The 21,114-nt window shown below is 67.3% G+C and carries 18 protein-coding genes; 6 read left to right on the forward strand and 12 right to left on the reverse strand.

Translation table 11 applies throughout. The annotated features are described in order from the left end of the window. Positions 1-284: 284 nt before the first annotated feature. Positions 285-689: a c-type cytochrome gene (locus tag RWO33_RS10345; protein WP_314104752.1), complete on the forward strand. Its 405-nt coding sequence runs from the start codon at positions 285-287 to the stop codon at positions 687-689. Positions 690-697: 8 nt separating this feature from the next. Continuing rightward, complete coding sequence (locus RWO33_RS10350) at positions 698-1,159, forward strand: cytochrome c (protein WP_314104753.1); 462 nt, start codon at positions 698-700, stop codon at positions 1,157-1,159. A 340-nt stretch (positions 1,160-1,499) separates the two neighbouring features. On the opposite strand, the gene RWO33_RS10355 is transcribed toward RWO33_RS10350, so the two are convergent. After that, complete coding sequence (locus RWO33_RS10355) at positions 1,500-3,389, reverse strand: ATP-binding cassette domain-containing protein (RefSeq protein ID WP_314104754.1); 1,890 nt, start codon at positions 3,387-3,389, stop codon at positions 1,500-1,502. Positions 3,390-3,455: 66 nt separating this feature from the next. On the opposite strand from RWO33_RS10355, the gene dbpA reads away from it, so the two are divergent. Then, entirely contained in the window at positions 3,456-4,832 is a 1,377-nt protein-coding gene (dbpA, locus tag RWO33_RS10360) for an ATP-dependent RNA helicase DbpA (protein ID WP_145477881.1), read from the forward strand. Between the two features lie 84 nt (positions 4,833-4,916). Here the strand turns inward: dbpA and RWO33_RS10365 are convergent, their stop codons facing one another. The 5 genes from RWO33_RS10365 to RWO33_RS10385 all read right to left on the reverse strand — a co-directional run bounded on the left by RWO33_RS10365 (position 4,917) and on the right by RWO33_RS10385 (position 9,495). Next, complete coding sequence (locus RWO33_RS10365) at positions 4,917-5,456, reverse strand: adenine phosphoribosyltransferase (protein WP_314104755.1); 540 nt, start codon at positions 5,454-5,456, stop codon at positions 4,917-4,919. Between the two features lie 94 nt (positions 5,457-5,550). Continuing rightward, on the reverse strand, positions 5,551-7,119 hold the full coding sequence (locus tag RWO33_RS10370) for a YdiU family protein (RefSeq protein ID WP_314104756.1): 1,569 nt from the start codon (positions 7,117-7,119) through the stop codon (positions 5,551-5,553). Positions 7,120-7,156: 37 nt separating this feature from the next. Further along, positions 7,157-7,849, reverse strand: a complete 693-nt coding sequence (locus tag RWO33_RS10375) for a glutathione S-transferase (RefSeq protein WP_314104757.1) — start codon at positions 7,847-7,849, stop codon at positions 7,157-7,159. Between the two features lie 119 nt (positions 7,850-7,968). Next, complete coding sequence (locus tag RWO33_RS10380; RefSeq protein ID WP_145477885.1) at positions 7,969-8,178, reverse strand: cold-shock protein; 210 nt, start codon at positions 8,176-8,178, stop codon at positions 7,969-7,971. A gap of 420 nt (positions 8,179-8,598) precedes the next feature. Then, positions 8,599-9,495, reverse strand: coding sequence for a pseudouridine synthase (locus RWO33_RS10385; RefSeq protein WP_314104758.1), 897 nt, complete (start codon positions 9,493-9,495; stop codon positions 8,599-8,601). 42 nt (positions 9,496-9,537) lie between these two features. Here RWO33_RS10385 and RWO33_RS10390 point away from each other — a divergent pair, with 42 nt between their 5' ends. From RWO33_RS10390 to RWO33_RS10400, 3 genes are all read left to right on the forward strand, one after another. Then, positions 9,538-10,092: a YaeQ family protein gene (locus tag RWO33_RS10390; RefSeq protein ID WP_314104759.1), complete on the forward strand. Its 555-nt coding sequence runs from the start codon at positions 9,538-9,540 to the stop codon at positions 10,090-10,092. Positions 10,093-10,101: 9 nt separating this feature from the next. Beyond that, the gene (locus RWO33_RS10395; protein ID WP_314104760.1) at positions 10,102-11,286 is read left to right on the forward strand and encodes an NAD(P)/FAD-dependent oxidoreductase; all 1,185 of its coding nucleotides are present in this window, start codon (positions 10,102-10,104) and stop codon (positions 11,284-11,286) included. A gap of 90 nt (positions 11,287-11,376) precedes the next feature. After that, positions 11,377-13,446: an EAL domain-containing protein gene (locus tag RWO33_RS10400; protein ID WP_314104761.1), complete on the forward strand. Its 2,070-nt coding sequence runs from the start codon at positions 11,377-11,379 to the stop codon at positions 13,444-13,446. 358 nt (positions 13,447-13,804) lie between these two features. Here the strand turns inward: RWO33_RS10400 and fabV are convergent, their stop codons facing one another. The 6 genes from fabV to queA all read right to left on the reverse strand — a co-directional run bounded on the left by fabV (position 13,805) and on the right by queA (position 20,926). Next, positions 13,805-15,061 carry an enoyl-ACP reductase FabV gene (gene fabV / locus RWO33_RS10405; protein WP_314104762.1) on the reverse strand — a complete coding sequence of 419 codons (1,257 nt, stop codon included), beginning with the start codon at positions 15,059-15,061 and terminating at the stop codon, positions 13,805-13,807. Positions 15,062-15,229: 168 nt separating this feature from the next. After that, entirely contained in the window at positions 15,230-16,210 is a 981-nt protein-coding gene (secF, locus tag RWO33_RS10410; protein WP_145477891.1) for a protein translocase subunit SecF, read from the reverse strand. Between the two features lie 16 nt (positions 16,211-16,226). Further along, positions 16,227-18,083 (reverse strand): protein translocase subunit SecD, encoded by a 1,857-nt coding sequence (gene secD, locus RWO33_RS10415; protein ID WP_145477892.1) that lies wholly within the window; start codon positions 18,081-18,083, stop codon positions 16,227-16,229. 61 nt (positions 18,084-18,144) lie between these two features. Beyond that, a complete protein-coding gene (yajC, locus tag RWO33_RS10420) occupies positions 18,145-18,489 on the reverse strand; it encodes a preprotein translocase subunit YajC (RefSeq protein WP_070206534.1) in 345 nt (114 codons plus the stop codon). Between the two features lie 154 nt (positions 18,490-18,643). Further along, positions 18,644-19,774: a tRNA guanosine(34) transglycosylase Tgt gene (gene tgt / locus RWO33_RS10425; RefSeq protein WP_314104763.1), complete on the reverse strand. Its 1,131-nt coding sequence runs from the start codon at positions 19,772-19,774 to the stop codon at positions 18,644-18,646. A gap of 87 nt (positions 19,775-19,861) precedes the next feature. Continuing rightward, positions 19,862-20,926: a tRNA preQ1(34) S-adenosylmethionine ribosyltransferase-isomerase QueA gene (gene queA, locus RWO33_RS10430; RefSeq protein WP_314104764.1), complete on the reverse strand. Its 1,065-nt coding sequence runs from the start codon at positions 20,924-20,926 to the stop codon at positions 19,862-19,864. Positions 20,927-21,114: the final 188 nt, after the last annotated feature.

Raw genomic sequence — 21,114 nt, forward strand, 5'->3', positions numbered from 1 at the left:
GAGCAGCAGCGTCGTGGTGATGAGCAGCGCGGCGGCGCAGGTTCCGGTGCGGCCGGGCAGAAGAGAGATTCGCAACATCGTCGTGTCCCTGAAGGATGCGTGGGCAGGTGTGGTAGCAAAGTAATGCACCACGTCACGACAACACCATATCCCAAAGGTCATGGTGACCTGCAGCCGCTTGTCGGCAATGCCCGGTTTCAGCTAGATGAAAACGCAGGCTATACTCGGGTCAGTTCCGTACCCCACGCCGGAACGACCAGAACCCGTATACCGGAAACGACATCATGCGCCCGCAGCCGCTCGCCGCTTGTCTTGCTCTGGCCGTCCTCCTGCCCTTCGGGGTTGCCGTCCAGGCCGCACCTGCCGTACCCGCAGTTCCCGCCCCACCCGCCCCACCCGCCGCTGCCCCGGCAGCCGCGCCCGCCGCCCCCGCCCTCACCGGGCAGTTCGACAACGGCCGGGTGCTGGCCTACACCTGCCAGGGGTGCCACGGCATCACCGGCTACAAGAACGCCTACCCCAGTTACCGGGTGCCCAAGATCGGTGGGCAGACCCAGCAGTACCTCAGCCAGGCGCTGAGCGAGTACCGCCAGGGCAAGCGCCGGCATCCGACGATGCAGGCGCAGTCGATGAGTTTCAGCGAACAGGAGATCGCCGATCTCGCTGTTTACCTGTCCACCGTCAAATAAGCGCGCTCATGACGAAAGCCACGCCGTTCAAGCGTTACGCCATCGCCCTGTCCGTTACCCTGCTGCTGGCTGCGTGCTCGCAGTCGCAGGTGGAAAACAGCGCAGATTCCGCCGCCGACCCGGGCCACGCCAGTGGCGAGCATGGGTCGGGCTCATCCGCCGGCCTGCCCACCGGCCGCATTGCCCAGGGCCAGGGCCGCGCCCAGGTCCGCAGCAAGGCCACCAACCAGAGCTGCATCGACTGCCACGGCGTCGACGGCAACAGCCCGATCGATCCGACCTACCCCAAACTGGGCGGGCAGTACGGCGACTATCTGGCGCATGCCCTGCAGGCCTACCGTTCTGGGGATCGCCAGCATGCGCTGATGACCCCGCAGGCGGCGGACCTGAGCGACCAGGACATTGCCGACCTGGCCGCGTATTTCGGATCGCGGCCGAGCCAGCTGCGGGATCTGCACGGGCTGAAGTAGAGCCACGCCCTGCGTGGCTGCTCTCCGTTCCGGGGTCATGAACGCCGGACGGGCGGTTTCGGTCGGGTTTAAACGCCGGCAGGAGATTGAGCGCGTGTCGATCGCGCGCCGGGATGATTTGCCGCGCTGCGCGCGGTCGCCGACTAACAGTCGGCGCTACGAATTGCTGGCGATCGCATGATGATCCGTATACGTCCGGATCGAACGCACGACGATCCGGATACGTCCGGATCGAACGCCCGACGATCCGCATACGTCCGGGACGAACGCACGACGATCCGGATACGCCAGCCCCGGTAGAGCCGACTGTTAGTCGGCTGCTTTTACCCGGGGACGCGCATCAGGAATCCAGCTCTTCCCACCGCTTGTACGCCGCATCCAGCTCAGCCTGCACCGTTCCCAGCTTCTGGGTATGCGCCGCCATGTCCGGCGCGCTGCGCTGGTAGAACGCGGGGTCGTTCATCGCGGCGGTCAGGCCTTCGACATCCTTTTCCAGCGTTTCGATCTTCAACGGCAGCTGCTCCAGCTCGCGCTGGTCCTTGAAGCTGAGCTTGCGCCTGGGTGCCGCCGGTGCCGCCGAGGCTGCCGCTGCCGGCGCGGCAGCCGGCCTGGCCGCAGGCACCGGCGCCGCGGCCGTTGCCGCTTCCACCCGCGCCACGTGCCGCTGCCAGTCGCTGTAGCCACCGACGTACTCGCCGACCACGCCATCGCCTTCCATCACCATGGTGGAGGTGACCACGTTGTCCAGGAAGTCACGGTCATGGCTGACCAGCAGCAGCGTGCCGGTGTAGTCGCCGAGCAGCTCTTCGAGCAGCTCCAGCGTTTCCACGTCGAGGTCGTTGGTCGGTTCGTCCATCACCAGCAGGTTGGACGGCTGCGCGAACAGCTTGGCCAGCAGCAGGCGGTTGCGCTCGCCACCGGACAGGCGGGTGATCGGCGCACGCGCGCGCTCGGGGGTGAACAGGAAATCCTGCAGGTAGGCGTGCACATGCTTGCGCTTGCCGTTGACCTCGAGGAAATCGCGGCCTTCGGCCACGTTCTCGATCGCGGTCCAGTCCTCGCGCAGCACCGAACGGTACTGGTCGAAGTAGGCGATCTGCAGGTTGGTGCCGGCGCGCACTTCGCCGCTGTCCGGCGCCAGGTCGCCCAGCAGCAGCTTGAGCAGCGTGGTCTTGCCGCTGCCGTTGGGTCCGATCAGGCCGATGCGGTCACCGCGCAGGATGGTGGTGCTGAAGTCCTTGACCATCACCCGCTCACCGAACGCGAACGCGATGTCCTTGACGTCGATGACCTTCTTGCCGGAGTTCTCCGCCTGCGACGCTTCCATGCGCACGTTGCCGCCAAGCTCGCGGCGCTGCGAGCGCTCGTTGCGCATCGCCTTGAGGCGGCGCACGCGTCCTTCGTCACGGGTACGCCGGGCCTTGATGCCCTGGCGGATCCAGACTTCTTCCTGCGCCAGCAGCTTGTCGAAGCGCGCGTTTTCCTGCGCCTGCGCGTTCAGGCGTTCCTCGCGGCGACGCTCGTAGTTGGCCCAGTCGCCCGGCCAGCTGGTGACCTGGCCGCGGTCGATCTCGACGATGCGGGTGGCCAGTGCGCGCAGGAAGCGACGGTCATGGGTGACGAACACGACGCTGCCGTTCCAGTTCTTCAGGAACATTTCCAGCCAGTCGATCGCTTCGATGTCCAGGTGGTTGGTCGGTTCGTCCAGCAGCAGCAGGTCCGGCGCCGAAACCAGGGCGCGGCCCAGCAGCACCCGGCGCTTCATCCCGCCGGACAGGCGGGCGAACTCGGCATCGCCGTCCAGGTCGAGCTTGGTCAGGGTTTCGCTGACCCGCTGGTCCAGGCCCCAGCCGTTGGCGGCATCGATCTTGGCCTGCACCGCCGACAGCGCATCGCCGTCGAACTCGTCGGCCACGCTGAGGTGGTGGAACTCGGCCAGCCACTGGCCGAGCTCGCCGAGGCCGTCGGCGACCACGTCGAACACGCTGCCGGCGGCGCCGTGCGGCACTTCCTGTTCCAGGCGGGTGATGCGCACCCCCTGCTGCACGCGCACTTCTCCATCGTCGGGCTTGTGGTCGCCGGAGAGCAGCTTGAGCAGGGTCGATTTGCCGGCGCCGTTGCGGCCGATCAGGGCGATGCGCTCGCCCGGTTCGATCGACAGTTCGGCTTTTTCCAGCAACAGCGGGCCGCCGACGCTGAAGTCGACGTTTTGCAGAGTAATCAGAGGCATCCCGCCATTGTACGGGCTGGCGGTGCGCGGCGTCGCCCGCGGCAGCCCGAACGGGTAGAATGTGGCATGAACGAATTCTCCGAACTGCCCCTGTCGGCCTCGCTGGCGGCGGGCATCGACGCGCTGGGCTATACCCAGATGACCCCCGTGCAGGCGCAGGCGCTGCCGGCGATCCTGGCGCGCCGCGACCTGATCGCCCAGGCCCCGACCGGCAGCGGCAAGACCGCCGCCTTCGGCCTGGGGCTGCTGCAGGCGCTGGACCCGGCGGTCATCCGCGCCCAGGCGCTGGTGCTGTGCCCGACCCGCGAACTGGCCGACCAGGTCGGCAAGCAGATCCGCAAGCTCGCCACCGGCATTCCCAACCTGAAGCTGGTGGTGCTGACCGGCGGCATGCCGCTGGGCCCGCAGCTGGCCTCGCTGGAAGCGCATGACCCGCACGTCGTGGTCGGGACCCCCGGCCGCATCCAGGAACTGGGTCGCAAGCGCGCGCTGAAACTGGGCGGGGTGACCACGCTGGTGCTGGACGAAGCCGACCGCATGCTCGACATGGGCTTCGAAGAGCCCATCCGCGAGATCGCCGGACGCACCAGCAAGGACCGGCAGACCCTGCTGTTCTCTGCCACCTACCCCGATGAAATCCGCGAGATCGCGCGGGTGCTGCTGCGCGATCCAGTGGAAGTGACCGTGGAAGGCGCCGACCATGCGCCCGCGATCCGCCACCTGTTCTGCGAGGTGGACCTGGCCAGCAAGCAGAAGGCGCTGGCCGGGCTGCTGCTGAAGTACAACCCCGAATCGACCGTGGTGTTCTGCAACACCCGCCGCGATGTCGACGACGTGGCGGTGTCGCTGCAGGAGTTCGGTTTCTCCGCGCTGCCGCTGCACGGCGAGATGGAACAGCGCGACCGCGACGAAGTGCTGGTGCGCTTCGCCAACCGCAGCTGCAACGTGCTGGTGGCCAGCGACGTGGCCGCGCGCGGGCTGGACGTGCAGGACCTGGCGGCGGTGATCAACTACGAGCTGCCCACTGATATCGAAACCTACGAGCACCGGGTGGGCCGGACCGGCCGTGCCGGCGCGACCGGCCTGGCCATCAGCCTGGTGACCGGCCGCGAACGCAACCGCGCCGACGCGCTGGAAGCGGCGCAGGGCAAGCCGCTGGACTGGCAGAAAACCCCGCTGGCCACCGCCCGCCCGGCGGTGCTGCCGCAGGCGGCGATGGAAACGCTGCGCATCGATGGCGGCAAGACCGACAAACTGCGCCCGGGCGACATCCTCGGCGCGCTGACCGGCGAGGCCGGGTTGTCGGCGAAGGCGATCGGCAAGATCGACATCTATGCCACGCGTTCGTACGTGGCGATTGCCCGCGAGCATGCCGGCAAGGCGATCGCGCGCCTGGAAGCCGGCAAGATCAAGGGCCGGCGGTTCCGCGTACGCAAGATGTGACCGGAGGCGCGTTGAGGTTGCCACGCAAGCGTGGCATTGCGGCAATTGCCAGGCAGTAGAGCCACGCCCTGCGTGGCTGGATCCTCAATACACCAGGTTGGCCAGCAGCGGCACGTCGCGGGTCCAGCGCTCACGGCCACCCAGTCCAGCCAGCTCGACCAGCACGGCGGCGCCGACCACGTCGACCTGCAGCTGCCTTGCCAGCGACAGCGCTGCCAGCAGCGTGCCGCCGGTAGCCAGCACGTCGTCCACCACCAGCACGCGTGCACCGGCCGGCAACGCGTCGGCATGCACTTCAATGCTGTCGGTGCGGTATTCCAGGGTGTACTCCTGCTTCAAGGTGCGCCCCGGCAGCTTGCCCGGCTTGCGCACCGGCACGAAGCCCACGCCCAGCACCCGTGCCATCGCCGCGCCGAGAATGAAGCCGCGCGACTCGATGCCCATCACCGCATCCAGACGCGCATCGCGCCACGGCGCCACCATCGCGTCGATCGCCGCCGCGAAATCCGTGCCGTCGGCCAGCAGCGGCATGATGTCCTTGAACAGGATGCCGGGCTTGGGGAAATCGGCGACGTCGCGCAGGCGGCCGGCCCAGGTCGGGACGGGAGTCGAAGAATCGGTCATGGTCATGCAGCAACAAAGGGTGGCATAGGGTAACCCGACCGGCCCGGATCACCGTGCAGGCGGCTTTGCCGGGTCGGGCCGAAGCCCTCCGGACTCAGGAACTGCAGGACAGCATCGAGCAGCCGGCCTTGTCGCGCGCCCACTCCGGCCGCTTGCCGGCGTAGTGTTCGCGCCCGGGCTGGACCTCGTAGGGACGGCGCAATACGTCCTGCAACGCATGCACGCCGCTGAGGTCGCCCTGCTCGGCCAGCTCGATCGCCTCCTGCGCCAACCAGTTGCGCAGCACGTACACCGGATTGGCCGCGCCCATGCGCTGCCGGCGCTGCGAGGGATCCAGGCGGTCGGACTGCAGGCGCTGCGCATACGCCTGCAGCCAGCCCTGCAGCGCCGGCAACACGCTGGCGCGGCGGTCAGCGCTGTAGAACGCCTCCTCCAGCACCGCCACGTCCGGCGCCTGCGGATCGAAATCGATCAGGCCGCGGAACGCCAGGGTCATGTCCATCTCGCCGTCGTGCAGGATCTGCAGCCAGTCGGCCATCAAGGCCAGGTCGTCGGCATCGCGGCACGCGTCCAGGCCCAGCTTGGCCGCGGTATCGTCGCGCTCGCATCGCGCATGCACGGCCTGGAACCGTGCCAGCCCGGCATGCAGCGGCGCCACGTCATCGAACAGCGGCGCCAGCGCCTGCGCCAGCCGGGTCAGGTTCCAGTACGCCACCTGGGGCTGCGTGCCGAACCGGTAACGCCGGCCCTGCGCATCAGTGGTGTTCGGGGTCCAGTCCGGATCGTAGTCATCCACCCAGCCATAGGGGCCGTAGTCGATGGTGAGCCCGAGGATGGACAGGTTGTCGGTGTTCATCACGCCATGCACGAAACCCACCCGCATCCAGTGCGCGACCAGCACGGCGGTGCGCTCGCAGACCTGCGCGAACCACTGCGCATGGCGTTCGGCACCGGCGTCGGCCAGTTCGGGGAAATCGCGCGCGATGCAGAAGTCGACCAGCTGTCGAAGCAGCGCGCTGTCGCCGCGCGATGCGGGCAGTTCGAAGCTGCCAAAGCGCAGGAACGAGGGCGCCACCCGGCACACCACGGCGCCCGGTTCCGCAGCAGGATGACCGTCGTAGAACATGTCGCGCACCACGCTCTCGCCGGTCCCCACCAGGGAAAGCGCGCGCGTGGTCGGCACGCCCAGGTGATGCATGGCTTCGCTGCAGAGGAATTCACGGATCGACGAGCGCAGCACGGCGCGGCCGTCTGCCCCGCGCGAGTACGGCGTCCGCCCTGCCCCCTTCAGCTGCAGCTCCCAGCGCAGGCCATCCGGCGCCAGCAGTTCGCCGAGCGAAATGGCGCGGCCGTCGCCCAGCTGCCCCGCCCAGTGGCCGAACTGGTGGCCACCGTAGTTGGCGGCCCAGGGCTGCATGCCTTCATAGAGGGCGTTGCCGCCGAACACACGCGCAAAATCCGCACTCTCCAGCAGGTCCGGCCCCCATCCCAGCTGCGCCGCCAGCTCGGGCGAATACGCCAGCAGCGTAGGCGCGGCAACCGGCGTGGGCATGACCGCCGACCAGACAGCCCCGCGCACGTCACGCACGCGGGGGCCGGTCTCCTCGTCGCCGGGAAGATCCTGGATCAAACGGTTGTCGAAGCGCAGCGGTTCGGAGTTCATCCCCCAAAGGTGGGGGCAGCGGGCCGCGCCCGCAAGCTCAAGCCCCGCCTGCCCCCAGGTCCAGCGGGCCGCCGCGCTCGACCGCGCGCTGGTAGGCCGGGCGCTGCTCGATGCGGGCCAGGAACGCCTGCAGCTTCGGGTAGCGTTCCATGCTGCCGGCACGGGATGCGGCGGCCTGGATCGGGAAGCTCATCTGGATGTCGGCGGCGGTGAAGCGCTCGCCCGCGAACCACGGGGCCGCGCCCAGTTCGCGCTCCATCCAATCAAGGTGCAGCTTCAGCTGCGGGCCGACGAAGGTCTTCATCACCTTGTCGGCAATGCCGCGGGCGATCGGCTTGGCGAAAAACGGCATCGGCGCCTTGCGTACCCGCGCGAACACGAGGCTCATCAGCAGCGGCGGCATCGCCGAGCCTTCGGCGTAGTGCATCCAGTACCGGTAGCGCACGCGCTCGGCGGCCTGGGCAGGCATGAGTTCGGGGGACAGCACGCGCCCGCTGTCGTAGCGGTCGGCCAGGTATTCCAGGATCGCGCCGGATTCGGCCAGGACCAGGGCATCGTCCTGCAGCACCGGCGACTTGCCCAGCGGATGGACGTCGCGCAGCGCCTGTGGGGCCAGCCAGGTGGTGGCGTCGCGCTGGTAGTTGACCAGCTGGTACGGCAGGTTGAGCTCTTCAAGCATCCACAGCACGCGTTGCGAACGCGAGTGGTCCAGATGGTGCACCTTGATCATCGAACGGTCCGCTCAGGCAAACTCCCATGCTACCCGGCGTGGCGTGTGCAACGCGCAATAAAAAACGCCGGAAGCTTTCGCTTCCGGCGTTTTCGGCAACCTTACGGTTGCAGGGGCAATTAAGCCGCCTGCACCTGGTCAGCCTGCATGCCCTTCTGGCCCTGCACGGCGACGAAGGTGACCTTCTGGCCTTCCTGCAGCGACTTGAAGCCGGTGCCCTGGATGGCGCGGAAGTGCACGAACAGGTCCGGGCCGCTTTCCGGGGTGATGAAGCCGAAGCCCTTGGCGTCGTTGAACCACTTGACAGTGCCGGTCTGACGATCAGACATATACAAACTCCTGGAACATAAGTTGAAAATAATCGCGGCCGCCGGAGATCGGGGCCGAGACTGAGTTGCAGGCGTTGGTAAAGCGGATCGATGAGCGGATCGTGAGATCAACTGCACCAGGCCACGATTCACGGTGACCCTAGCAAACACAGTGTGGGGGACGATACTCGCCTTTTACCGAAAAAGCGATAGCCACGTGATTCAGCCATCTCCCCCGTCCCGCCTGACAGGACAAGGGATTGGGGAATCGTACACGAATTGATGGTCCCTATTCATGTATTTCGAGACTTAATTTCAGCAAAACGAGGAGCGAGCGGACCCTAAAGAATGCTGGACGCGGTCGTGTTCCGCCCGTAGAGCCACGCCCTGCGTGGCTGCCCTTGGGGCCAGGCTCCCCGCGCAGCCACGCAGGGCGTGGCTCTACCCTGCCTGGTCGAGGGTCTGTTGGCTGGTGAAGCGCCGGGGGTGGCCGGTCAGGGGGTCTTTGAACGCCAGCGCCTGCGCCAGCAGCTGCAGGGGCTGTTCCGGCGCTCCTGCCGCCGGCGGCCGCAGCTGCGGGTACAGGTCATCGCCGCGGATCGGCGCACCCAGCGCGGCCATGTGCACCCGCAGCTGGTGCTTGCGGCCGGTTTCCGGGTGCAACCGGTACCGCCACTCCGGCCCGTTGGCGTCGATCACCTCGATCCGGGTCCGGGCGTTGGGGGCGCCCGATGCCTCCGCCATCCGGAAGAACGGCTCCCCGGGCACCAGCTGGCTGCGCCGCTCCAGCGGAAAGGCCAACCCGGGCAAGGCCGGGGCCAGCGCTTCATAGGTCTTGTCGATGCGCCGCTCACGAAAAAGCCGCTGGTAGGCGTCGCGTGTCTCCGCACGCGTCGAGAACAGCACCAGCCCTGCCGTCAGGCGGTCCAGCCGGTGCAGCGGCACCAGTGCCGGGTTGCCGGTGCGGGCCACCAGGCGCGCCAACAGGGTCTGCCTTACGTATCCCCCGGCCGGCGTCACCGGCAGGAAATGCGGCTTGTCGGCCACCAGCAGGTGGTCGTCGAGGTGCAGGATCGCCTCGCGGGCGGGAATATCCGCTTCGTCGGCCACCTCACGGAAGTACTGGATGTCGCTGCCCACCCGCCACGGCGCGTCGGCCGCCAGCGCCCTGCCCTGCGCGTCCAGCACGCGCCCGCGCGCGAAGCGGTCCTGCCACTGGGCGCGGTCGACCTGCGGAAACCGCGCGCACAGCCCGTCCAGCAGGCACGTCCACGGACCGGGAGCGAGCTGCAGGCGACTGGCGGCAACGTGGCCGTGGATTGGATCGGACGGGTGCATGGCCCACGCATTATCATGGCGCTCTTTGTTTACGGTACCCCCATGGCCCTCACCGCCACCATCCGCAAGGCCGAGCTGCAGATCAGCGACATGGACCGCGGTTACTACGCCAGCCACAGCCTGACCCTGGCCCAGCACCCTTCCGAGACCGACGAACGCCTCATGGTGCGGCTGCTGGCGTTCGCGCTGAACGCGGACGACCGGCTCGAATTCGGCCGGGGCCTGAGCGTGGATGACGAGCCGGACCTCTGGCGCCGGGACTACACCGGCGACATCGAGCTGTGGATCGAGCTGGGCCAACCCGATGAGTCGCGCCTGCGCAAGGCCAGCGGGCGCGCCCGCGCGGTGCAGCTGGTGATGTATGGCAGCAGCCACCTCACCGACACCTGGTGGAAGCGCAATGGTGCGGCCTTGAACAAGCTGTCGCTGCTGGAGGTCATGGACCTGCCGGGCGAGTTCGTCACCGAATGGGGCTCGAAGATCGAGCGGACGATGAACTGGAGCGTGATGATCGAGGATGGCGAGGTCCAGCTGATGTCCGACACGGCGCACCTGACCGTCACTCCGACCTGGCGCAAGCGCAAGCCGCAGGCCTGAGCCCGGGCGATGACGACGATCCGCTGCGATGTCCTGGTGATCGGCGCGGGCGCTGCCGGACTGATGTGCGCGCTCACCGCGGGCCGGCGCGGGCGCATGGTGCAGGTCATCGACCACGCCAACAAGGTCGGGAAGAAGATCCTGATGTCCGGCGGTGGCCGCTGCAACTTCACCAACACCGGCACCACGCCCGCCAACTTCCTGTCGGCCAATCCGCATTTCTGCAAGTCGGCGCTGGCGCGCTACACGCCGTGGAACTTCATCGAGATGGTGGAGCGGCATGGCATCGCCTACCACGAGAAGGAACTGGGCCAGCTGTTCTGCGACATCTCCTCCAAGCAGATCGTGCGCATGCTGGTGGACGAGTGCACCGCCGCCGGTGCCCAGATCCGCACCGACTGCAGCGTGGAGAAGGTGGAACGCGGCGCCGATGGCTTCCATGTCCACACCACGCAGGGGCATTTCCACGCGGCCTCGCTGGTCGTGGCCACCGGCGGCCTGTCGATTCCAAGCCTTGGCGCAACCGGCTTCGGCTACGAGCTGGCCCGCCAGTTCGGCCATGAGGTGCTGCCGACCCGCGCCGGGCTGGTTCCGCTGACCCTGAGCGGCAGGCACCAGGAGCGCTTCCACGACCTGAGCGGGGTCGCCCTGCCGGTGGCGGCGCGCTGCAACGACGTGGAATTCCGCAACTCGATGCTGATCACCCATCGCGGCATCAGCGGCCCGGCGATCCTGCAGATTTCCTCGTTCTGGCAGCCGGGCGACGACCTGCGCCTGGACCTGCTGCCGGGCCAGGATGCCGAAGACTGGCTGCGCACGATGAAGCGCGAGCGCGGCGCGGCCGAGCTGCGCACGGTATTGTCCGAGGTCCTGCCGCGACGGCTGGCGCTGCGCCTGTGCGAGCACTGGCTGCCGGACCGGCCGGTGCGGCAGATCGACGAGCGCGAGCTGCGCCAGGCCGCGGCCCTGCTGCAGGACTTCCCGCTGGTGGCCAGCGGCACCGAAGGCTACCGTACCGCCGAGGTCACGCTGGGGGGCGTGGACACCCGCAGGGTATCGTCCAGCACGTTCGAGTCGCAGCGGGTGGCGGGCCTGCATTTCGTCGGCGAGGTCCTGGACGTGACCGGCTGGCTCGGCGGCTACAACTTCCAGTGGGCCTGGGCCAGCGGCCACGCGGCCGGCCAGGTGGTATAGCCGTCCTTACATTCCGTGACCGGCGGCCGCCGCCGGCATGGACGAAGTCACACGCATCGTGTATCAAGTTCGCAGTACGGGGAGTAGTGAATGCAGAACGCGAATGACATCACCGTCCGCCTGCTGATCGTGGATGACAGCGGCGAGAACGCCGAAACCATCGTCAGCATGCTGCGCAACAGCGGCATCGCGGTGCGCCCGGCGCGCCCGAACAACGCCGGGGAGCTGGCCCAGATCATCGGCAGCCAGCCGATCGACCTGGTCCTGGCCGCCCCCGCGCAGAGTATTCCGCTGCTGCAGGTGACCCAGCAGATCGCGGCCAGCGGCAAGGACATCCCGATGATCCTGCTGGCCGAGTCGATCAACGAATCGGAGTGGGTGGAAGCAAGCGCCAACGGCATCCGCGCGGTGGCCCTGCGCAATCGCCCCGAGCACCTGCTGGCGGTGGTCCGCAACGAGTGGACCGACCTGCACGCGCGCCGCGGGCTGCGCCGCATCGAAGCGCAGATGCGCGAAACCGAGCGCCGCTGCGACGCGCTGATCGCCTCGTCGCGCGACCCGATCGCCTACGTCCATGAAGGCATGCACATCCGCGCCAACGAGGCCTACCTGGAGATGTTCGGGTACGAGGCGTTCGACGACGTGGAAGGCATTTCGCTGCTGGACATGGTGGCGCCGCAGCACGTGGACGGTTTCAAGCAGCTGCTCAAGTCGCTCAGCAAGGGCGAAGCGCCGCCGCCGCAGTACCAGGTGGACGCGCGCAACCAGGACGGGGCGGTGTTTGCCGCCACCATGGAGTTCACGCCGGCGACCTACGAGGGCGAAAGCTGCCTGCAGGTGGTGTTCCGCCGCCGCATGGAGCTCGACCCGGAGCTGGCCCGCGAGGTCGAAGACCTGCGCCAGCGCGACCAGGTCACCGGGCTGCTCAATCGCCAGACCTTCATGCTGCACGTGGAAAACGCGGTGGCCCAGGCCGGTCGCAGCGAAGGCCGCTTCGGCCTGCTGCTGGTGGAGCCGGACCACTACGCACGCCTGTTGCCGGACATCGGGCTGGATTCGGCCGATGCGCTGATCGCGGCGCTGGCCAAGGTCCTGGCCGACACGGTCGGCGACCGCGCCCAGGTGGCCCGGTACGGCGAGCACAGCCTGGCGGTATTGACCGAAGGCGCGTACGCGGACACCGAAGCGCTGGCCGACCAGATCCGCGGGGCGTTCGCCGCGCAGGTGTTCAGCATCGGCGAGCGCTCGGCCACGGTGACGGTCAGCATCGGCGGCGTGCAGGTGGGCGAGAAGATCGCCAGCGTCGGCCAGGTGCTGGCGCGTGCCACCGAGTGCCAGCAGGCGGCATCGGAACTGGGCAACACCAGCCGGATCTTCGACCCCGCGGCGGTGGACCGGGTGGAAGAAGAACGTATCCAGCGCTGGGTGACGCGGGTCAACGAGGCGTTGGCCGGCGACGGCTTCCAGCTGCACTACCAGCCGGTGCTGAACCTGGGTGGCGAGCCGCTGGAGCTGTACGAAGCCTTCCTGCGCCTGGACAACAACGGCGAGCTGCTGAGCCCGACCGCCTTCCTGGGGATTGCCGAGGAGCACGGCCTGCTGGGCGACATCAACCGCTGGGTGGTGGCGCACGCGATCGGCGTTCTCGGCCAGCGCGCACGCGCCGGCCATGCCACGCACATGATGGTGAAGATCACTCCGGAGTCGTTCAACGACCCGCAGATGGTGGCGACGATCCGCCGCGAGCTGGAAGCCCAGGGCGTTCCCGGCGAGCGGCTGTGGCTGCACGCACCCGAAGCCAAGGTGTTCACCCACCTGCGCAACGCCCAGCAGTTCCTGGCGGACGTGGCGCCGCTGGGCTGCCGCCTGGGCCTGGAGCAGTTCGGTTCGGGCCTGGACTCGTTCCAGCTGCTGGCGCATTTCCAGCCGCAGTTCCTCAAGCTGGACCGCGACTTCACCAGCGATTTCGCCCGTACCCGCGAGAACGCGGACAAGATCAGCGAGATCACCACGCGCGCGCAGGAGGCCAACATCCGCACCATCGCCGAGTTCGTCGCCGACGCCAACTCGATGAGCCTGCTGTTCAGCGCAGGCGTGGATTACGTGCAGGGTGAGTTCGTGGGGCCGGCCGGGCCAGTGATGAACTTTGAGTTTGGGTGATTGCTGACAGCAAAAGCAGGGGCCTGCGGTTTCACTGTTTTGGGCCGGCGGTTGGTCGGTGGCCACTGGTGTAGAGCGACGCCCTGCGTCGCTGATCTTGATCTTGATCTTCCAACCCCATGCGGCCATCTGTCGGGGGCGGTTGGCGGGCAGCCCTCGTAGGGACTGTCAAAAACATGGATGTTTTTGCCAAGCCTACATGGACGTACTTGCGGCGTGTCCCGTAGGGGGCTGCCCGCCAGCCGACCCACTCGCAGGGATCAAGACGCTGCTCTACGCGCCAACCCCAAAACGAAAATGCCGCCCAGACCGGGCGGCATTTTGCTTTTCAGCTTTCCAGCCTTTCAGCAGACCCAACTCAGGTCATATCGACCAGGTCCGGAATGGCCACATCGGTAGCGACGTCCGCTTCGTAATCCACGCCTTCCACGCCGAAGCCGAACAGGCGCAGGAAGTCGGCCTTGTAGCCGGCCAGGTCGCTGATCTCGTACAGGTTCTCATTGGTCACCTTCGGCCACAGCGCGACCACTTCGCTCTGCACGTCCGGCGCCATTTCCTTGTAGTCCGCACGCAGGCGGCCGGCTTCGTCCACCAGCTCCACCGTGCGGCCATCGGCCAGCAGCTGGTGGCGCAGGCGATCGGCCGCCGCGCCGCTTTCCTTGCCGCCGTAGAGGATGTCGTACAGCGTATCGAGCTGCTCGATGCAGCCCTCGTGCGTACCACGTTCCTTCATCACCTTGAACAGCAGCGACAGGTACAACGGCATGGTCGGAATGGCCGAACTGGCCTGGGTGACCACCGCCTTCAGCACCGACACGCGCGCGTCGCCGCCAATCGGGGCGAGCTTGGCACGGATGCCCTTCACCTTCTCGTCCAGGTCCTTCTTCGCCGCCCCGATCGAACCGTTCCAGTAGATCGCCTGGGTGATCTCCTCGCCCACGTACGTGAACGCCGTGGTGGTGGCGCCTTCGGCCAGCACCCCGGCCGCCAGCAGCGCGTCGATCCACATCTGCCAGTCTTCGCCGCCCATCACCGCCACCGTGCCGGCGATTTCTTCCGGCGTGGCCGGCTCGATCGTCGTCTCGGTGATCACTTCCTTGTCCGTATCCAGCCCGCGCAGCGTGATCGGCGCACCGATCGGCTTGAGCGTCGAGCTGATCACCTCACCGGTCTTCGGATGCTTGCGGCGCGGCGCGGCCAGGCTGTACACCACCTGGTCGACCTGGCCCAGGTCCTGCCGGATCAGCTCGATGACCTTGTCCTTGACCTCATCGGAGAACGCATCGCCGTTCACGCTCTTGGCGTACAGCCCGGCCTGGCCAGCGTACTTGTGGAACGCCGCCGAGTTGTACCAGCCTGCCGTGCCCGGCTTGGTTTCCGTACCCGGGCGTTCGAAGAACACTCCGAGCGTGGCCGCCCCGCTGCCGAACGCCGCCGTGATGCGCGCGGCCAGGCCATAGCCGGTGGACGCGCCCAGCACCAGCACGCGCTTGGGACCATTCTGGATCTTCGGCTGCGCCTGGATGTACTCGATCTGCTGCTTGACGGCCGCGTCGCAGCCGACCGGATGGGTAGTGACGCAGATGAAGCCGCGCACACGCGGTTTGATGACCATGAAGACCTCGATAGGAACGGCGCGGCCACGGGAACGGCCGCACGCAACCATGAAATCGTAGTGCGCGCGGGCAGGCAGCACAACCGACGCCCCGGTACGGAAAACGAAAACGCCGGGCAATGCCCGGCGTTTCGTCATCCTGGGTGCCGGGGCGTGCCCGGCAACACCTTACGGACGGCGCTCCAGCGCCTCGATGTCCTTCGCCTTCGGCAGCAGGTCCTGCTTGCTCACGCGCAGGAAGCCGATGGTCAGCATCGGTACGGCCACCAGGATCGAGGACAGCACCACGATCACTGCGCCCACCATGTGGGTTTCAGCCAGGCCTTCCAGCGAGGCACCGCCGTACATGTACAGGGCGAGTGCCGACAGGAAGAACATCACCGCGGTGATCACCGTACGCGACAGCGTCTGGTTGATCGAGCGGTTCAGCACTTCCAGCGGCTCGGCACGCAGGCTGCGGAAGTTTTCGCGGACGCGGTCGAACACCACGATGATGTCGTTGATGGCAAAGCCCATCACCGACAGCAGGCCGGCCAGCAGGTTCAGGTCGAACTCGCGGCCCATCAGCGACATGTAGGCCAGCGTCACCAGCAGGTCGAACAGCGCCACGATGCTCGCGGTGACCGCGAACTTCCATTCGAAGCGGAAGCCGATGTAGATCAGGAAGCCGGCCAGCATGAAGATCGTGGCGTACAGGCCGTTCAACGCCAGGTCCTTGCCGATCTGCGGGCCCACGAACTCGTTGCGCAGGATCGTGGCCGGGTTCTCGCTGGTGGTGATCGCCTTGAGTACCGCGTCGCCGGTGGCCTTGTCCTCGGCGCTGGCCGCACCGGTACCCGGTGCATGTTCGCCGTGCGGGGCCAGGCGGATCAGCACGTCGGTGTTGCCACCGAAGCTCTGCACCTGGGTGCCCTCGAAGCCATTGGCTTCCAGCCGCGAGCGGACCTCTTCGACGTCCATCTGCCGATCGAAGCGCGCTTCGATCAGGGTGCCGCCGGTGAAGTCCAGTGCGAAGGTGAAGCCCTTGATGCCGATGATGGCAACCGAGGCCAGGAACACCGCGATCGTGACCGCCATGGCGACATGGCGCCAGCGCATGAAATCGATCTTGGTGTCGTTCGGGAGGATGTGCAGCGGAAACAGTTTCATTGTGCGAGTCGTCCCGTCAGATGGCCACGTTCTGGAGCTTCTTGCGACGACCGTAGATCAGCGTCGCCAGGGCGCGCGACACGGTGATCGCAGTGAACATCGAGGCGAAAATACCGATGATCATGGTCAGCGCGAAGCCCTTCAGCGGGCCCGTACCGAACGCGAACAGGGCCACGCCCACGATCAGGCCGGTCAGGTTGGCGTCCAGGATGGTGCCGCTGGCGCGCTCATAACCGGTCACGATCGCGGTCTTGCCCGGTACGCCCGCACGCAGTTCCTCGCGGATGCGTTCGTTGATCAGCACGTTGGCGTCGACCGACAGGCCCACCGACAACGCCAGGCCGGCGAAGCCCGGCAGGGTCATGGTGGCGCCGAACAGCGACATCACCGCAACCACGATCAGCAGGTTGAACAGCATCGCAGCCGAGGTGATCAGGCCGAACATGCGGTAGTACACGGTGAAGAACACCAGGGTGAACAGGAAGGCGTAGATCACCGCGGTGATGCCGCGCTCCACGTTCTCCGCACCCAGGCTCGGACCGACCACGCGTTCTTCCACGAAGTCCATCGGCGCGGCCAGCGAGCCGGACTTCAGCAGCTTGGCCAGGTCTTCGGCTTCCTTCTTCTCCAGGCCGGTGGTCTGGAAGTTCTTGCCGAACACGCCGTTGATGTTGGCGACCGAGATCACTTCCTCGTTGACCCGGAAGCTGCGCACTTCCTGGCCATCGACCAGGGTTACGGTCGGCACGCGCTCGGTGTACACCACCGCCATCGGCTTGCCGACGTTGGCACTGGTGAAATCGAACATGCGCTGGCCGCCGACGCTGTTCAGCGTCACGCTGACCGACGGCGTGCCGGTGGTGGCATCGTTGACCGCCTGCGCGGCCACCATCTGGTCGCCGGTGACGATCACGCGCTTGTTCAGCAGGATCGGACCACCGCTGTCACGGCGCTGGTAGACCTTGGCCTCCGGCGGAATACGACCGGAATCGATCGCGTCCTGCGCGTTGCCATCGACCACCGCACGGTATTCCAGGGTGGCAGTGGCACCGATCATGCGCTTGGCTTCGGCGGTGTCCTGCACGCCGGGCAGCTGCACGACCACGCGGTCGGCGCCCTGGCGCTGGATGATCGGCTCGGCCACGCCCAGCTGGTTGACGCGGTTGCGCAGCGTGTTGATGTTCTGCTCGATGGCGCCGTTGGTGATCTGGCTGAGCTCGGTCTCCGGAATGGTCACGGTGATGCGCTTGCCGGACACGTCGTAGCCCAGGGTCGGCTGCGCCTTGGCCAGGGCCAGGCGGGCACGCTCCACGGCGGCGTCGTCGGTGGACGGGCTCAGCGTGGCCACGATGGCATTGTCGGGACGACGCTCGACCGACTGGAACGGTACCCGCGACTCGCGCAGCGTGCCGCGCACGTCTTCGGCGTAGGCGTCCATGCGCTTGTCGACGGCCGCCTTCTGGTCCACCTGCAGCACGAAGTGCACGCCACCCTGCAGGTCCAGGCCCAGCACCATCGGGCGACCGCCCAGGCGCTGCAGCCAGTCCGGCACGGTCGAGGCCAGGTTCAGGGCCACCGTGTAGTTCTCGCCCACGCTGTCGCGCAGCTTGGCGCTCGCCGCAGCCTGCGTCTGCAGGTCCGGCAGGCGCACGATCAGGCTCTCGCCTTCCCTGTCCACACCGATCGGGGCGATGCCGGCGACCTTCAGGTCGGCCAGGACGCGCTCGCGAAGGGCGTCATCGACCTGCCCGCCACGGTTGGCGGTGATCTGGACGGCGGGGTCCTTCTGGTAGATGTTGGGCAGAGCGTACAGCGCGCTGAGCGCGAGTACGATCAGGATGACGACGTATTTCCAGCGTGGAAATTCAAGCATTGCCAGGTTCCTGCGCGGCGCCATTCCCGGCGCCGCGGTTGTGCTTCGGAAAGGGAGTGGCTCAGTTGGCCGACTTCAGGGTGCCGGTCGGCAGCACGTTGCCCACGGCGCCCTTCTGCACGCGGATGTTCACGTTGTCGGCCACTTCGATGGTGACGAAGTTGTCGCCAATGCCCTTGACGGTGCCGGCGATGCCGCCGTTGGTCAGCACTTCGTCGCCGATCTTGATCTTTTCCAGCATCGCCTTGTGTTCCTTCTGGCGCTTCATCTGCGGGCGGATCATCAGGAAGTACATGATCGCGATCAGGATGATCGGGAACAGCAGCGTGGTCAGGCCCATGCCCTGCGGCTGGCCACCGGCGGCTTGGGCGTGGGCGGCGGGAATCAGGAAGGCGATCAGGTTCATGGTGTGTCCTTAGGGTTGGGAGGCGCCCTTCCCCACATGGGGTCGGGTGTCGCCGCGAAAAAGGGGTCAGCCGCGAAGTATGCCACGCCCCCGGGACTTCGTCCTTGGGCCGTTTGGCAGGGTCCGCGCGCCGGATCGGGGCCTGGCCGGCCGCTTACAGCGACGGCGTGGCCATGCCCCGGGCCGCATAGAAGGACTCGCGGAAGGCCTCGAAGGTTCCCGCCGCGATGGCCGCGCGCATGTCGGCCATCAGCTTCTCGTAGTAGTACAGGTTGTGGATGGTGCCCAGCATGGGCGCCAGCATTTCGTTGCAGCGGTCCAGGTGGCGGAGGTACGAACGGGTGTAGCCACTGGTGCAGGCGTGGCAGCCGCAGCCCGGTTCGATGGTGTCCATGTCGCGCTCATAGCGGGCGTTGCGGATGCGCACCGTGCCGAACGAGGTGAAATAGTGGCCGTTGCGGGCATTGCGGGTCGGCATCACGCAGTCGAACATGTCCACGCCGCGGGCGACGCCTTCGACCAGGTCTTCCGGGCGGCCCACGCCCATCAGGTAGCGCGGGCGGTCGGCCGGCAGGATCGGGTGCATGTGGTCGAGCATCGCGTTGCGCTCGTGCTCGGGCTCGCCCACCGCCAGGCCGCCGATCGCATAGCCGTCGAAGCCGATCTGCTGCAGTCCCTCGGCCGAGCGGCTGCGCAGGTCGTGGTGGACCCCGCCCTGCACGATGCCGAACAGCGCCGCGTCATTGCCCAGTTCGTCGTGCGCGTTGCGGCTGCGCTGGGCCCAGCGCAGGCTCAGCTCCATCGAGGTCCGCGCTACCGGATCGGTGGCCGGGTACGGGGTGCATTCGTCGAAGATCATCACGATGTCCGAGTCGAGCACCTTCTGGATCTTCATGCTCTCCTCCGGGCCCAGGAACACCCGGGCGCCGTCGGTCGGCGAGGCGAAGGTGACGCCCTGCTCGGTGATCTTGCGACGGTGGGCCAGCGAGAACACCTGGAAGCCGCCGGAATCGGTCAGGATCGGCCCATTCCAGCGCGCGAAGCCGTGCAGGCCACCGTGGTCTGCGATCACGTCCAGGCCCGGGCGCAGGTACAGGTGGAAGGTGTTGCCCAGGATGATCTCGGCGCCCAGCGCGCGGATCTGCTCCGGCAGGATGCCCTTGACCGACCCGTAGGTGCCGACCGGCATGAACGCCGGGGTTTCCACCGTCCCGCGCGGGAAGGTCAGGCGGCCGCGGCGGGCGCGGCCGTCGGTGGTCTGGAGCTGGAACTGGAGTCGGGACATCGGGGCGGAATCGGGGCAAATAATCCTCGATTATCGCCTAAAACCGACCCGGGCGCGGCTGGACGTGCCGGGGCAGCCCATCCGGCGTCATGCCTGCGGGAACAGCAACATCGCATCGCCATAGCTGAAGAACCGGTACTTCTCCTCGATCGCCGCCCGGTAGGCCTCGAACACCCTCGCCTGCCCGGCAAACGCCGAGATCATCATCAGCAGCGTGCTTTCCGGCAGGTGGAAGTTGGTCACCATCGCGTCCACGCTGCGGATCCGGTAGCCCGGGGTGATGAAGATCTGGGTTTCGCCGGCATGGGGCAGCAGTTCGCCCTCGCGCATCGCGCTTTCCAGGGCGCGCACGACCGTGGTGCCCACCCCGATCACGCGCCCGCCGGCGGCGCGGGTGCGACGCACCTGCTGGACCAGCTCGGCGCCCACGTTCAGCCATTCGCGGTGCATGACGTGGTCCTTCAGGTCATCGGCGCGCACCGGCTGGAAGGTGCCGGCGCCCACGTGCAGGGTGACATGGCCGAAACCAACGCCCTTGTCCTGCAGCGCCGCGAGCAGCGCTTCGTCGAAGTGCAGGCCGGCGGTCGGCGCGGCCACGGCCCCCACTTCGCGGGCGAACACGGTCTGGTAGCGTTCGCGGTCGTCCATGCCGGGCTCGCGCTGGATGTACGGCGGCAACGGCAGGCGCCCGGCGTGCAGCAGCCACTGCTCCAGCGGCTGCTGCACGTGGAACTGCAGCACATAGAATTCGCCGTCGCGCCCCAGCACCTCGACCTCGCCACCGGCATCCAGCGCGATGCGGCTGCCGGGCTTGGGCGACTTGCTCGCCCCCACCTGCGCCCGCGCCTGCTGCCCGCCGAGCAGGCGCTCGATCAGGATCTCCACCCGCCCGCCGCTGGCCTTCTGCCCGAACAGGCGGGCCGGAATCACCCGGGTATCGTTGAACACCAGCAGGTCGCCAGGGTTGAGCAGGGACGGCAGGTCGCGCACCTGGCGGTGTTCGAAGGCCGCCGGAGCCTGCGGCACCACCATCAGGCGGCTGGCCGAGCGCTCGGCGAGCGGGGCCTGGGCGATCAGTTCAGCGGGGAGGTCGTAATGGAAGTCGGACTTCTTCAAGGGAGCGCACGGCAACGTGTAGGCAATGTCGCGCATTGTACGACTGGCTCCCGGTGGCAACGCGAGAAGCGTTGAACGTCGCGCAAAATGTTGCTTTGCAACAGTTTTTTGCGGGGTTATCGCGCGAAAAACCGCGTGATAGCATCGAACCGGAAGTCTGATGCACGAGCCGCATTGCCCCAGGCGCGCGCCCCCGGTCGCGCGTTTTGCATTTGCGCCGTGCC

The organism is uncultured Stenotrophomonas sp. (genome assembly GCF_963519925.1).
Classification (GTDB): domain Bacteria; phylum Pseudomonadota; class Gammaproteobacteria; order Xanthomonadales; family Xanthomonadaceae; genus Stenotrophomonas; species Stenotrophomonas maltophilia_AE.